Genomic DNA, 14,267 nt, shown 5'->3' with positions numbered 1-14,267 from the left:
TCTAATTCGCATTAGAGTTAATCTTTATGAGCGAGAGTGTTCGCTGAGCCTTCAGTTTGGGGTTTTTCAATAACCACTTTTAGGGTGGCCATACCAAAGTTGCCCAGGTAGCCGCGTAAATTTACCGTGAGATAGTGCTCGCCAGGGTTGTGGTTGCGGCTGTCCCAGCGATAAGTGGTGGGGAAGTAACCCACCTCGTTCTCATAAATGTACTGTCCGTCGACAAAGTACACCGGCTCAAACCTTTTTGAGGCCAGCTGCGCGATATGCTCCGGCTGTACATTAATGCGTACCGGTACAGTGCCGCTAACTATCGGGGTGCCTTCGCTATTTTTGCGGTAGTCCCCCACCAGTGAAATTTCTAGCGGGAAATCTCCCCGGCTCAATGCGTCCCGTTGCGCGGGGGCGTGAATACGCGGGCGATGGGATTTCTTTTTTTGTCGTGGGCTTTGTCCCCACGGCATATCCTGCACAAAACGGGCGTCAGAAGATAATTTATCCCCGCTCACCAGAATGGTATTGCGGGGCAAGGCGAAGGCATTGAGAATTAATTCCAGTGCTGGGTGGCCCTTTAAATTCAGGGCACCGGAGGCATCCTCCCCATCCCAGGCTTCTGTTTGTTGGCCAGACCCACGCGGCACCCAGTCAATAATATTATTCAGCAGTGGGCCGTTATTTTTTAATCCCACCCGAATTGCGACGCGGGCCATTTGCGGCAGGGTGTAATCCACACTGCCCTGCTCCGCATTCCAACTCAGATCGTTGACCGCAACACTTTCACCACCGGTAATATCAGTCAGGTCGTACTCGGCAGTTTGCTCACCGGCTGTTGCACTGATGGTGTAGTGATAAGCCTCTGCGGGTACCGGGCGCCCCTGCTGGTCGGTACCGTCCCACTGCCACTGGTGATCGCCCGCCGCCAGCTGTTCGCGGTATTCCGTTTTGATCAGCAGGTCACGAGCGTCGTAGATATTAATCGTGACATTGGCTTGCGTATCAATATGGTAATTCAGTGCGAACTGTTCCCCTTGGGCGGGGACAAACGAGCGGGATTCAATATTGACCCCGGAAATAGACAGTCCGTAGCCAGCCAAGGGCGTAACCAGAGCGGCCAATACTGCGGTGAGGCCGATTTTTTTTAACATCTTATTCATAGTACTGACTTGCCTTGCGCGGACTGCGGCCGCCATAGGGGTTTACGGGCACCGCTGGTAAATTGGGTCAACTGGGTTAACTCACCACTCTCAAGTGTTAACCTCCACAGGTTATAGGCGCCGTCGCGGGTAGACTGAAATACAACGGCATCACCTTTCGGGGACCAGCTGGGAGCGGCATCCAGTGCGGCATCGGTGGTGAGCTGTTTGAGTTTTCCGTTGCTCTCGCGCAACCACAGGTCGTAGTTGCCGGCACGGTTACTGGAAAATACCAATCGGCCTTTTGTGTCGGCGACAACATCAAAATTGTAAAGACTATTAAAAGTCAGTTGCCGCTTGCTTCCGGAAACTAAATCCAGCGCCCAGATATCGTGGGCTTCGCCACCATCCCCGGACAAGAAATACACGGTCTTGCCATCTGGATGCCAGCGGGGTTCGTGCTGCATATGACGCATATTGGTGAGCTTTTGCTGGTCGCTGCCATCCAATGGCAATCGCCACAAGTTGTTATCGTCAACACTGTCGGAGGTACTGAGAGAAAAGACTACAGATTTTCCATCCGGCGCTAGGCTCGCATCAATAAAACCTTTTAGCGGCATTGTTATTGGTAATTCTTTGGCGTTGGCCAGCCCCACTTCATGCAGTTCACCCTGGCTGCCATTTACCAGCAAACGCTTGCCATCGGGAAACCAGCTAAGGCTATTTTTATCGAAGGCTGAGTGGGTGAGTTGCCGGTGTTGTTGGCCCTGGGTATCCATTACCCATACCTGCCAGTACCCCTGTTTGCCCGGGGCTAGGTAAGCAATATCCTCTTCTGCGTAAACGCAGGCACACCATAGCAATGCACAAGTCACAATGACCACGTTGGACTTTAGTAAGGCTTTCACGTTGTTCTCTTGGTTGTTTTTTGATTTAACGCCGACTTGTCAGTTAGGCGCTAACGGTGAACTAAAACACCGCTAGCGCCCTAATCATTATTGATACAGCTGCAATGCGCCGTAGTAAGTGGTACTGGCTCCGGTAGTTGCCGAAGTCGCTTCTATCCAGAAACTGTACACACCTTCATCCGAGACCATAATCGCGTTGCCATCGCTCTCTTCATAACCGGTCCACTCCACCTCGTGAGTGGCTACTGCACCATCGCTGTCATTAGCGGCTTGCAGCTGGTTATCGATCAAGGTGATCGCTCCGGCATCTGTCGGGTCACCGATATCCGGCGGTAACAGTTTGAAGGTTACGTAGGAGTCCTGATCCAACAAGTAAGCTACTTTCGAGATTTGATCGTAGCTGTGGTACATCAAATAAGGATCGGATTTAACTTCGATATTGGGTGCGTCCAGTGTGCCGCTGATACTTGGGTTTATGCCGTCAATAATTACCACGTTGGTGGGCAGAACTTCAGGTGCTGGCACATAGGTGTAAAAAGACCCAGTAGTAAGTACGCCATCAGCGGTGCGACCATCCCAAGTCATATAGTGGGTACCGGCCTCCATGGGGACATTATCATAGACAATATGAGTATCTCCCCCATCTGGCGTGACCTCCATATAGACACGCACATTCGCCGTGGGCGTAACTTCAGTTTTCATAAAGTCGTTTTGTACCGCATTCATGGTGGTATCCATGCTTCCCATTAAGATATCGCTGGTACTTCCACCATCTTCAATAACATACACCCCTTCCACACTGCCACTCACTGCAGTCAGGAAGTAGGTATATGCTTCTTCCGGAACATAATTACCCTCGTCATCCTTGCCATCCCAACTCAGGGAATAGCTACCCGCACTATCAAAGGTTTCCACCACACTGCGAACCAGCTCTTCAGTTTGCTCGTCTTTAATATCCAACGTAACGGTAGCGCCGGCAGACAAGTCAAAGCTGATTATCAGGCTTTCATCGGCAATCGGATTCACTGTGGTTTGATTGCGGCTGACATTGGTAATACTGAGTAGATCAAGGGTGATTGTGCGAATAATAGTGGTGATATTGCCAGCCCGATCAGTGGCAATCAAACGTATTTGATAGTCACCACTGGCCGGCGCCTCAACTGTACCATCAACGGAGTTAAGTACCCACTCAGCCAAGGTGCTTTCACTGATCTCTGATGTTGAATACTTAAGACTTACCCAGTTATCGATATCACCGCTCAATTGGTAATCCACGGAGTAGTCAACGAAGAAATTGTCGATAGCACTACCTTCAATCTCCAGTGTCGTGGTCCCAGTTGATAAAGTATCGCCATCATTAACATTGTTCATTAATGCTATAGGGGCGGTATTATCCAGCTCTACCCAAATAGCACCCGCGCGATAACTGGTATTCTCCGCATCAGTTACCTTCAAGAATAAATAGTAACGACCATCATTCAATACGGTACTGCCACTGTCAGTACCATCCCAATCGATATTAATAGCTGTACCAGTTCCAGAGAAAGTATTCACAACAGTTCCGGATTTATTACTGATTTCCAGACTCCAAGTGCTACTTGAACTCAAGGTGGCAGTAATGGCTAATGTATCCTGGTTGCCATCACTATTCGGGGAGAAATATTCGTAATTCCCATTTAAGTTAGATGTTATTACGCGGCTCTCTGCAGCAAGGGCATTACTGTGATCTACGACAGTCTCTGGCGAATCAACCCCGATAATATCTACACCCCACTCTGGTAAAGCACTGCCCCACCAGTTGCCAGTAACATTCAACACCAGCGCCGAGCTACTACCATAGTTATTAAGGTACAAGCTGCCGTTGGTATTACCATAGAGATCATTGCCGGTAATCGTGGGGGTGGGATTGGTTGCATCACTGCCCGAACCATTCAGGTAAATACCATAATTATTATCGATAAAACTATTACCCGTTAAGCTCGGTGAAGAGGCCCCGGTAATATATGCACCGTAATTCAAGCCAGTAACAATATTGTCAGTTACTGCTGACGATGCAGTATCCAGGGCTATCCCTATACCTGTGTAATCCGTATTTTGGATTAAGTTATTGGCAATAGTGCCACCAGCAAGATTGTTAACACTGATTCCGCTTTCGCTAAAGTCAGTAATAATGCTGTTGGTAACACTGAACGCAGAGGGTGAAGTCGCAGAAACTGCAGTTTCTGCATATTGGATGTAAGCATTATCAATACTGACACTGCCACCACTTGCTACGACGATACCCTGCCAATCACCTGCCGCAGGATATTGGGCCTCACTGGTGAATAGTACCGGCTGGGAGCTGGAACCACTAACTACCAGATCTCCCTCTACTGTTAGTGAGTGACCAGCAGGGAATACCAATACTGCTCCTGCTTCTAGGGTTAAACTCACACCACTATTTACGTTTATATTGTCAACAACAATATAGGAACCTGCGACCAAACTCGTATCGGTGTCGATATCGAAGCGGAGGTAGTGATCATATACTGAACTTCCATTAGCTCTATTTAAATAGCCACTGTAATCCACGATCGGCTTATAGTTGGCGCTGGAGGAACTGGTAGCGTAATCTATGATTTCTGCTTCAATCGATTCCGTATCCGTAGTATTCCACCAATTACCCGTGGCATTGACAGTGAGCGCCCCACTTTCGTAATAATCAGTGAATATATCGTAACCACTATTACTATGAATGCTGTTACCAGTGATCACGGGTTGCGGATCGTAGTCTGCGTCCCTCCTTCCATACAAATAAAAGCCGTAGCTGCTATTACCAGCAATGGTATTGCCAGTAATAACTGGAGTGGTAACCCCACTGCTGAACCCTGAAATACGAATGCCGACAAGATTATTCATGATCATATTGCCACTGACGGTGACATCCGCAGTACCGATCAGATTCACCCCATATTCATTCGCATATTGAATGGTACTGTTACTAATTGAGCCACTAGCGTTATAGGCATAAACACCGCTCTCATCAAAACGCTGCAAGGTACTATTATCGAGACTAAAGATGCTGCCTGAGGCAGCATAAAGACCGTAATCCCCGTACTCTATTGTTACATAATCCAAATTCACCGTGCCGCCACTTTGCGCCACGATGCCATACCAATCTCCGGCAGCGGGTGCGCTCTCATCACTGGTGAATACAATCGGGCTATCACTCGTGCCCTGTGCATCTAAGGTACCGTAAACCTTGAGGCTAAATCGTCCACCCACTTCTATGCGTGCACCCGGCTCGATCGTCAAGGTCACACCACTTTTTACGTGCAGCGAACTCACTAAGGTATAAGTCGTGTCTGCTAACAGAGTGGTATCTTCGGTTAGGTAGCCAATCAGGCCATTGTCGATCACTGCACTACCGTCTTCGGCATCCAGAAAACCGCTGAAATCTACTATCGGACGATAAGAGGTACTGTCGTTATAATCGTAGACCTCTGGACCAATATCTCCTGGATCCGTGGTGTTCCACCAGTTGCCCGTGGCATTGACAGTGAGCGCCCCACTTTCGTAATAATCAGTGAATATATCGTAACCACTATTACTATGAATGCTGTTACCAGTGATCACGGGTTGCGGATCGTAGTCTGCGTCCCTCCTTCCATACAAATAAAAGCCGTAGCTGCTATTACCAGCAATGGTATTGCCAGTAATAACTGGAGTGGTAACCCCACTGCTGAACCCTGAAATACGAATGCCGACACGATTATTCATGATCATATTGCCACTGACGGTGACATCCGCAGTACCGATCAGATTCACCCCATATTCATTCGCATATTGAATGGTACTGTTACTAATTGAGCCACTAGCGTTATAGGCATAAACACCGCTCTCATCAAAACGCTGCAAGGTACTATTATCGAGACTAAAGATGCTGCCTGAGGCAGCATAAAGACCGTAATCCCCGTACTCTATTGTTACATAATCCAAATTCACCGTGCCGCCACTTTGCGCCACGATGCCATACCAATCTCCGGCAGCGGGTGCGCTCTCATCACTGGTGAATACAATCGGGCTATCACTCGTGCCCTGTGCATCTAAGGTACCGTAAACCTTGAGGCTAAATCGTCCACCCACTTCTATGCGTGCACCCGGCTCGATCGTCAAGGTCACACCACTTTTTACGTGCAGCGAACTCACTAAGGTATAAGTCGTGTCTGCTAACAGAGTGGTATCTTCGGTTAGGTAGCCAATCAGGCCATTGTCGATCACTGCACTACCGTCTTCGGCATCCAGAAAACCGCTGAAATCTACTATCGGACGATAAGAGGTACTGTCGTTATAATCGTAGACCTCTGGACCAATATCTCCTGGATCCGTGGTGTTCCACCAGTTGCCCGTGGCATTAACGGTAAGCACACCGCTTTCGTAATAGTTGGTATATAAATCGTAACTACTGTTACTGTAAATGCTGTTGCCCGTAATCGTAGGCTGTGGATCGTAGCCTGCGTCCTTTACCCCATACAAATAGAAGCCGTAGCTACTACTACCAGTAACGGTATTACCCGTGATCGTTGGGGTGGTAGCAGTACCGCTATAGCCCTTAATATAAAATCCATATTTGTTATCGATAACTGCGTTGTCACTGACGGTGACATCCGCTACACCGTATAGGTATACCCCTGCATTTTCAGCATACTGAATGGTGCTATTACTTACTGAGCCACTAGCGTTATAGGCATAAACACCACTTTCATCAAAGTGCTGCAAGGTACTATTATTGAGACTAAAGGTGCTGCCTGAGGCAGCATAAAGACCGTAATCCCCGTACTCTATTGTTACATAATCCAAATTTACCGTGCCGCCACTTTGCGCCACGATGCCAAACCAGTCTCCGACACTAGGTGTACTTTCATCACTGGTGAATACAATCGGATTATCACTGGTGCCCTGTGCATCTAAGGTACCGTAAACCTTGAGGCTAAATCGTCCACCCACTTCTATACGCGCACCCGGCTCGATCGTCAAGGTCACACCACTTTTTACGTGCAGCGAACTCACTAAGGTGTAAGTCGTGTCTGCTAACAGAGTGGTATCTTCGGTTAGGTAGCCAATCAGGCCATTGTCGATCACTGCACTACCATCTTCGGCATCCAGAAAACCGCTGAAATCTACTATCGGACGATAAGAGGTACTGTCGTTATAATCGTAAACCTCTGGACCAATATCTCCTGGATCCGTGGTGTTCCACCAGTTGCCCGTGGCATTAACGGTAAGCACACCACTTTCGTAATAGTTGGTATATAAATCGTAACTGTTGTTACTGTAAATGCTGTTGCCCGTAATCGTAGGCTGTGGATCGTAGCCTGCGTCCTTTACCCCATACAAATAGAAGCCGTAGCTACTACTACCAGTAACGGTATTACCCGTGATCGTTGGGGTGGTAACAGTACCGCTATAGCCCTTAATATAAAATCCATATTTGTTATCGATTACTGAGTTATCACTGACCGTGACATCCGCTACACCATATAGGTATACCCCAGCATTACCTGCATATTGAATAGTCGTGTTATTAATTGAGCCACTAGCGTTATAGGCATAAACACCGTTCCCATCAAAGTGCTGCAAGGTACTATTGCTGAGACTAAAGGTACTGCCCGAGGCAGCATAAAGACCGTAATCCCCGTACTCTATTGTTACATAATCCAAATCCACCGTGCCGCCACTTTGTGCCACGATGCCATACCAATCTCCGGCAGCGGGTGCGCTCTCATCACTGGTGAATACAATCGGGCTATCGCTGGTGCCCTGTGCATCCAAAGTGCCATAAACCTTGAGACGAAACCTTCCCCCACTTCAATACGAGCGCCGGGTTCTATCGTCAAAGTTACTCCACTCTGCACATGTACGTGGCTCTCGAAGGTGTAAGTTGTACCCGCCACCAAGGTGGTATCTTCTGTTAAATAACCACTTAAGCCATTCGTGATTACTGCACTACCGTCTTCCGCATCCAGAAAACCGCTGAAATCTACTATCGGACGATAAGAGGTACTGTCGTTATAATCGTAAACCTCTGGACCAATATCTCCTGGATCCGTGGTGTTCCACCAGTTGCCCGTGGCATTAACGGTAAGCACACCACTTTCGTAATAGTTGGTATATAAATCGTAACTGTTGTTACTGTAAATGCTGTTGCCCGTAATCGTAGGCTGTGGATCGTAGCCTGCGTCCTTTACCCCATACAAATAGAAGCCGTAGCTACTGCTACCGGTAACGGTGTTACCCGTGATCGTTGGGGTGGTAGCAGCACCGCTATAGCCCTTAATGTAAAACCCGTATTTGTTATCAATAACTACGTTATCACTGACGGTGACATCTGCTACACCGTATAGGTATACCCCAGAATTTTCAGCATACTGAATAGTATTGTTAATTATTGAGCCGCTGGCGTTATAGGCATAAACACCATCTTCCTCAATATATTGCACAACACTGTTGCTCAAACTAAAGCTACTACCTGACTGCGCATAAAGACCATACTCTCCATACTCCAACGTCACATAGTCCAGTTCTACCGAGCCGCCTTCGTCAACGCGAATACCTTTCCACTGACCACTGGATGCAGACTCTTCATCACTGGTAAATACAATTGGCGATTCACTGGTGCCTATGGCTTTTAGAGTTCCATCAACAACAATTCGATAGCCTCCACCCGACTCAATACGCGCACCTGGCTCTATAGTTAGTACCGTACCTGAACCAACGTAGAGGTGTCCTAACATGGTGTAGGTATTGCCCGAAAGCAAAGTAGTATCTTCTGTTAGGGTACCTATCAATGAATGACTGACTACTGCCACTCCATCTTCAGCATCCAAGAACCCACCATTATCGATAAATGGATTGGAGTCACTACCAGTATCGGTATGGTCATAAATTGTTGGAGAAATAGAACCAGGATCGGTGGCGTCCCACCAGTTACCTGTTGCATCAACGTTTGTCGTTGATCCACTTCCATAGTTTTTTGTATATACGTTGTAGGTACCGTTACTGTAAATACTGTTTCCATTAATTACTGGAAGGGGGTCGTAGCTGGCATTTCCTGCACCATATAAATAAAAGCCGTAACTACTATTATCGATAATTTGATTGTCGGTAATGGTTGGGGTGGTAACTCCACCACTAGCACCATGAATGTAAATACCGTATTTATTATCACTGACAATATTATTACTGACGGTTACATCTGCAACGAGATGCAAATACAGTCCAGCATTATCTGCATACTGAATGGTGTTATTACTAATTACGCCAGTAGAATTGTAGGCATAAATACCGCTCTTTGAAAAATTCTGTAATGTACTATTGCTGAGACTAAAGGTGCTACCAGGGGCTGCGTAAAGAGCACGATCTCCGTATTCCAAAGTCACATAGTCCAAGCTCACTACGCTACCGCTTTTTGCTTCAATGCCAGACCAATCACCTTTAGCTGGCGAGGCCTGTGCACTAGTAAATATTACCGGCGCGTCTGCTTCACCAGTAGCTGTGAGATTGCCGTTCACCTCAAAGGTGAAATAATCCTCAAATAGGACTGTCACGCCTTCATTAATAGTTAGAGTCACCCCACTATTAACATCCACATCCCCTGTCACTACATAGGTTTGATGTGCAGCAAGCTCTATATCTGAAGTAATATCGCCAGATAGTTCATTTAAAACACTCAGGTTATCGTATTCCAGCGTTTGCGCTTCACTGCCAGTAACTGCCACTGCAATTCCAGCCTTAACAATATCGTCGAAGCTGATCGAAACACTATCTACCTGAGTCCAACTTGCACCATCAGTAGAGATATAAGCTGTAATCGTGTCGCCATCACGCACTAATCTTAACCACTGGGGCAAGGCGCCAGTCTGTCCGGTGGTAATTAGCGTGTTGACTGTATCATCCGTATCTCGGGTGAAAAGTCCAATACTGTTATCAGACGGGTCCACTACCAATGCAATGGCTTTATCAGTTGCTTCCGTGCCATTTCGTAGGGCGATACCAGCAATGCCAGATCCACTATTGGTATGGCTGGATAAACGTGCAATCAATTCTCCCTGCTGCAACAGCTCTTGATATACAAAGTGCAGAGAGTAGGCATCATCCCACTCACCTGTATCAGCCAAGGCTGGACAAGTAGCAGTAGAAGAGAAAGTCAGCGTTAGGTCATCTAGGTAATTATTGTCGCTAACGCCAAGTGAGGTAGAACGTATGCCGTAGCGAGAAAGATCACCAATGCCCTCACCTACAGTATAGGTAAGACCAATATCACTTCCTCCTACAGTAACCGTCAACGTATCGCCAGAACGATTTAAAGTAACCGTTTGTCCAGTTGTTGGATGATTATCAGTTGCAGCCACCTGAGCTAAATTGGATTGACTCTCGGCATCTGTAAATTGAACCAGAGCCCATACGCCGGTTGAACCATCGCCTTGATACTGGACTCCATAACCAACATATTCAGAATCAGTCAGATAGATAGTGAGTGAATCAGTACCGGCTCCAGCGTCCGTTGATGAATTAATGAGGGCGCTGAGAGTAATTTCATCTGAATCGCTGAGCACCGTTGGGGCCAGCAGGACTTGATCAGTTTGGGCAGTTACAGTGGCGCGCTCATTGCGTAACGATAGAGCTTCACTACCAAAGCTATGAAACCCAAGCGAGGAGAGATCTTCACTAGAACTGGAGGAAAACTCTTCGGAAACCTGGTTTTCAGCTACACAAATTTCTGAAATTCCTAGGCTTAATGCCGCATCATCACCACTTAGAATCACATCACCGGTGCTGGCACCAACGATAGAAAGCTGCCAGGGAGAAACATCCTCATCCACTGCCACTTCAGCGTACGTAAATGCCGAAACACATACCAATGAGACAAACAAGTATTGCAACAGCTGCCTGGCATTATTTTGAAACACCAAAAGCCGTGAATGATTATAAGCTGAGCTGCGCATGAACATGCCTTCCCAATTTGCACCTTGAACTAATCGACGCACAACGGGCAGCTAGAAAGCCAAGCAACTCGGCCATCCACACAGTCAACTGAAAGAAAGCTCTGCAGAAATTAAAAGAACTAAATAGGTACTGATACCACTTGCTCAAAACTGCACTTCCAACAGTAATCCATACACCCTATATGCATCACACACTAAACCAAGGTTTGTGTGTCTTTTTCCGTAAAACCACAACCAACACATTACTGAATGCGCTGGATGACGCAATTTTCTGCAGTATACAAAAAGAAACGCCAAGCAATGTGCAAGAAATAAGGAAGTTAGGAAATTCTACTCACCTGTCAATAGTGACAAAAATAGCAAGACGGGATAAATATAATTTCAGTGAAACTACTTCTCACTATTACTGAGCACCAGTAAAAAACCACTTCCACCACAAAATAAATTCTTGCTAAGCTTTCAAGACAAATAAACTTTACCGCATACAAATTAGCAATTTTTGTGCCTTAGTAGTGGAATGCTCTGTGTTCAAGTTAAGATTTTTACCCTTCTTCCTGCTAACAACTGCAATATCTCTTTCATCCCGTGCTGAAATTTCCCCATCCCCCAGGGAGCCTGAACCCACCTACCACACCACGCATGGACTTGGGCCAGACAAGTGGGCATCAGCATGGTTACTTTCACAGCATTTGGATCCCGGCAGCCGAATAATTATCCACCCCCTACATGGCGATACTTTTGAGCCAAAAAAATCAGCAAGTTTTGACTCCGAAGGTGCAACCTTTCATCGCACCCAGCACCAATCAACATTTGAAGTACTAGTAGAGTCCTTCGAAGTTTCAGATCCAAAGCTGGTAAAGCTAGCAAGCGTTATCAATGATATTGAAGTAAATCTATGGCGCCCCAATAGAAATCCGGAATCCATCGTCGTAGAAACTGCATTTAGGAAGCTGCAAAGAGATTATGGTGAGGAAAATATTACACTTGACTGCTACAGCCAGCTTTTTAGCAACATTTACGAGTGGATAGACAGTGATAGCCAAGAACAGGTTATAGCCAGCCAAACCAATCTAATACCAGATCAGCAATGCACAAAAAATACTAAAGTAGCTTTTAACAGTTCTACAAGGCTTGTACCTGAGATTAAAGCCTCGGAGCTATTCGATCACATAAGAAGCGGCAAGAACGTTGTCTTTGTTGACACTAGAGAAAGCAATGAATTTGCCGAGGCCCATATTCCAGGAGCTGTAAACATTCCCATACGCAGCTTAGGCAATCAGCTCCCCAAATCACTGGAGAGCGCCGACATCATTATAAGTTATTGCGTTAAAGACTTTAGGGGCTTTGAGATGGCTAAAATACTTCGCCGGCGGGGATTGCAGCAAACTGCCATACTCAATCCCTACGGCATAAGAGGTTGGATTGAAGCTGAGCTTCCCGTTGCTGGCACTAAAGCGCTGACCGAACAGCAAGCTAAGGCCAACTTAGAGCAATGCATTAACGACAAAGAATGCATTAAGAATATTTAATATTTGCACTCACTTATAAAAGCGACATCATGCAGCAAGCCAATACATCCACGGAAGCAACTTTTATTGCACCGATCACTCTTACAGCTTTTAAAGCTCTAGCACTATGCTTTACCCTAATAACACCAGTTGTACTCTGGAGTGATACGACTGGCAGTATTGCCGACTACTTTACTTATGAAATACCTAAGGGACAATTAGCCTACATACTCTCAAAACTATTCGGGCTTTACAGTATTTTCTTACTGTGGCTACAAGTATGCTTGGCACTAGCCAATCCACTAGCCTCCCGAAAAATAGTTACCAGAAAGGTGCATATCATTCTTGGAAGTATGGTTTGTGTTACCTTTCTTCTGCATGCAGGCTTATTTATTGCTGCCACATCTATTAGAACTGGACACTCTACACTCGGCAACCTAATACCTACTTTTTTTCATGGATTCTATAAAACCAGCGTTTCAATAGGAGCTATTGCATTTTGGGCGTTAATTGGGTCAGCCTTGGCTGGAACAATGCGCGCGAACCGAAAGCTCATTGCAATCTGGCTACACCGCCTCAGCTTACCGGGCCTAATTTTGGGTCTGTTACACAGTATTCTAATTGGCACTGAAGCTGGATCAGTCATGATCATCGCCACTTATTGCTTGATGATCTCCAGTGTCATAACTTTAGCTCTAGCTAACTACCTCAAGTATATGAGGGGCACCAAACCCAGCTAAAGATAATCCCTAGCTAATAATAAGCACAAATAGCTGCGGATATAACCGCAGCTATTTTCCTCCCGCTCTTTCATTTCTCCACTCCCACCTGTAACTTTGCGTTACCACCCTTCCTTTCTGTATGGTAATAGTCACTTCTCATATGGGAAATATCAATGAAAAAGGAATTCTCTAAAGCCTGGCGGAGCCCAAGCCATAGTGGCGTAGAGCTTTTTCACGCCTACTTTCACAAATTTTCCTTTGCCAAGCATTGGCACGATGAGCTTGCTATCGGGATCTTCCTCTCCGGTGTAGAGAAGCTCGATTATCGCGGGGAGACTGTAACCCTCCCCCAAGGAACCCTCGCTGCACTCAACCCAGGGGAAATTCACACCGGCTTTTCCGGCAGTGACTCCGGTTGGCACTACCGTATGTTTTACTTTGACACAGCTCTTATTGAGGAGACCCTTAGGGAGCACAGTCAAGTCAACCAAACACCCGTACCATTTCTAAAAGGGCCGCTACTGGATGACCCTGAGCTGTTTCAGCTACTTTACAAGCTGCATAGTAGCCTTGAAGTGAACACTCTATCCCTATCAACAGACACTTTACTTACCTTAGCAATCAGTCAACTTTTTGCTCGACATGGCGACCAAAAAATCTACCCAAAGTCATCGCCAAATAAGCAGGGCGCCTTGAGAGCCCGCGCTTACTTACAAGAAAACTGGCAGAGAAATGTGACTCTGGATGAGCTATGTCAAGTAACTGGCATGAATCGATATCAGCTTATCCGTAGTTTCAATACCCAATTTGGTGTTCCCCCCACCAATTCCTAATACTCCTGAAAGCCCAAAAGGCCCGCACATTATTTCGCACAGGGGCTCAGATTGCAGATGTAGCTATCGATTGTGGGTTCTTTGACCAGAGCCATTTGAGCCGTAACTTCAAACGTGCATTCGGCATTACACCCGCTCGCTACCTAAAATCTGTGTAGCGCAATTTTGTACAAGAAACT

Annotated in this window: 8 protein-coding genes; 4 read left to right on the top strand and 4 right to left on the bottom strand. The window is 46.5% G+C overall.

Translation table 11 applies throughout. The annotated features are described in order from the left end of the window. Window positions 1–17: 17 nt before the first annotated feature. The 4 genes from P0078_RS21440 to P0078_RS21425 form a co-directional block, all read right to left on the bottom strand. A complete protein-coding gene (locus P0078_RS21440; protein WP_282931918.1) occupies window positions 18–1,154 on the bottom strand; it encodes a FlgD immunoglobulin-like domain containing protein in 1,137 nt (378 codons plus the stop codon). After that, window positions 1,151–2,041, bottom strand: coding sequence for a TolB family protein (locus P0078_RS21435; protein ID WP_282931917.1), 891 nt, complete (start codon window positions 2,039–2,041; stop codon window positions 1,151–1,153). The genes P0078_RS21440 and P0078_RS21435 overlap by 4 nt, the downstream gene beginning before the upstream one ends. An 87-nt stretch (window positions 2,042–2,128) precedes the next feature. Continuing rightward, window positions 2,129–7,747, bottom strand: coding sequence for a right-handed parallel beta-helix repeat-containing protein (locus P0078_RS21430; protein ID WP_282934660.1), 5,619 nt, complete (start codon window positions 7,745–7,747; stop codon window positions 2,129–2,131). Beyond that, complete coding sequence (locus P0078_RS21425) at window positions 7,729–11,025, bottom strand: right-handed parallel beta-helix repeat-containing protein (RefSeq protein ID WP_282931916.1); 3,297 nt, start codon at window positions 11,023–11,025, stop codon at window positions 7,729–7,731. Before P0078_RS21425 ends, P0078_RS21430 begins: the two co-directional genes overlap by 19 nt. Before the next feature lie 512 nt (window positions 11,026–11,537). Here P0078_RS21425 and P0078_RS21420 point away from each other — a divergent pair. The 4 genes from P0078_RS21420 to P0078_RS24685 all read left to right on the top strand — a co-directional run bounded on the left by P0078_RS21420 (window position 11,538) and on the right by P0078_RS24685 (window position 14,246). Further along, window positions 11,538–12,554, top strand: a complete 1,017-nt coding sequence (locus P0078_RS21420) for a chromate resistance protein ChrB domain-containing protein (RefSeq protein WP_353057019.1) — start codon at window positions 11,538–11,540, stop codon at window positions 12,552–12,554. Between the two features lie 29 nt (window positions 12,555–12,583). Further along, the gene (locus P0078_RS21415) at window positions 12,584–13,273 is read left to right on the top strand and encodes a hypothetical protein (RefSeq protein WP_282931914.1); all 690 of its coding nucleotides are present in this window, start codon (window positions 12,584–12,586) and stop codon (window positions 13,271–13,273) included. Between the two features lie 155 nt (window positions 13,274–13,428). Further along, window positions 13,429–14,088, top strand: coding sequence for an AraC family ligand binding domain-containing protein (locus tag P0078_RS21410; protein WP_282931913.1), 660 nt, complete (start codon window positions 13,429–13,431; stop codon window positions 14,086–14,088). Further along, window positions 14,061–14,246 carry a helix-turn-helix domain-containing protein gene (locus P0078_RS24685; RefSeq protein WP_353057089.1) on the top strand — a complete coding sequence of 62 codons (186 nt, stop codon included), beginning with the start codon at window positions 14,061–14,063 and terminating at the stop codon, window positions 14,244–14,246. Before P0078_RS21410 ends, P0078_RS24685 begins: the two co-directional genes overlap by 28 nt. Window positions 14,247–14,267 lie beyond the last annotated feature (21 nt).

It is taken from the genome of Microbulbifer sp. VAAF005, from assembly GCF_030012985.1.
Lineage (GTDB): Bacteria > Pseudomonadota > Gammaproteobacteria > Pseudomonadales > Cellvibrionaceae > Microbulbifer.
This window is presented reverse-complemented; position numbering and strand designations above follow the sequence as displayed.

Excerpts from the sequence above, each read along its gene's own strand:
- P0078_RS21440 (WP_282931918.1), bottom strand. The coding sequence starts at position 1,154 with ATGAATAAGATGTTAAAAAAAATCGGCCTCACCGCAGTATTGGCCGCT.
- P0078_RS21425 (WP_282931916.1), bottom strand. The coding sequence starts at position 11,025 with ATGCGCAGCTCAGCTTATAATCATTCACGGCTTTTGGTGTTTCAAAAT.
- P0078_RS21415 (WP_282931914.1), top strand. The coding sequence starts at position 12,584 with ATGCAGCAAGCCAATACATCCACGGAAGCAACTTTTATTGCACCGATC.
- P0078_RS21410 (WP_282931913.1), top strand. The coding sequence starts at position 13,429 with ATGAAAAAGGAATTCTCTAAAGCCTGGCGGAGCCCAAGCCATAGTGGC.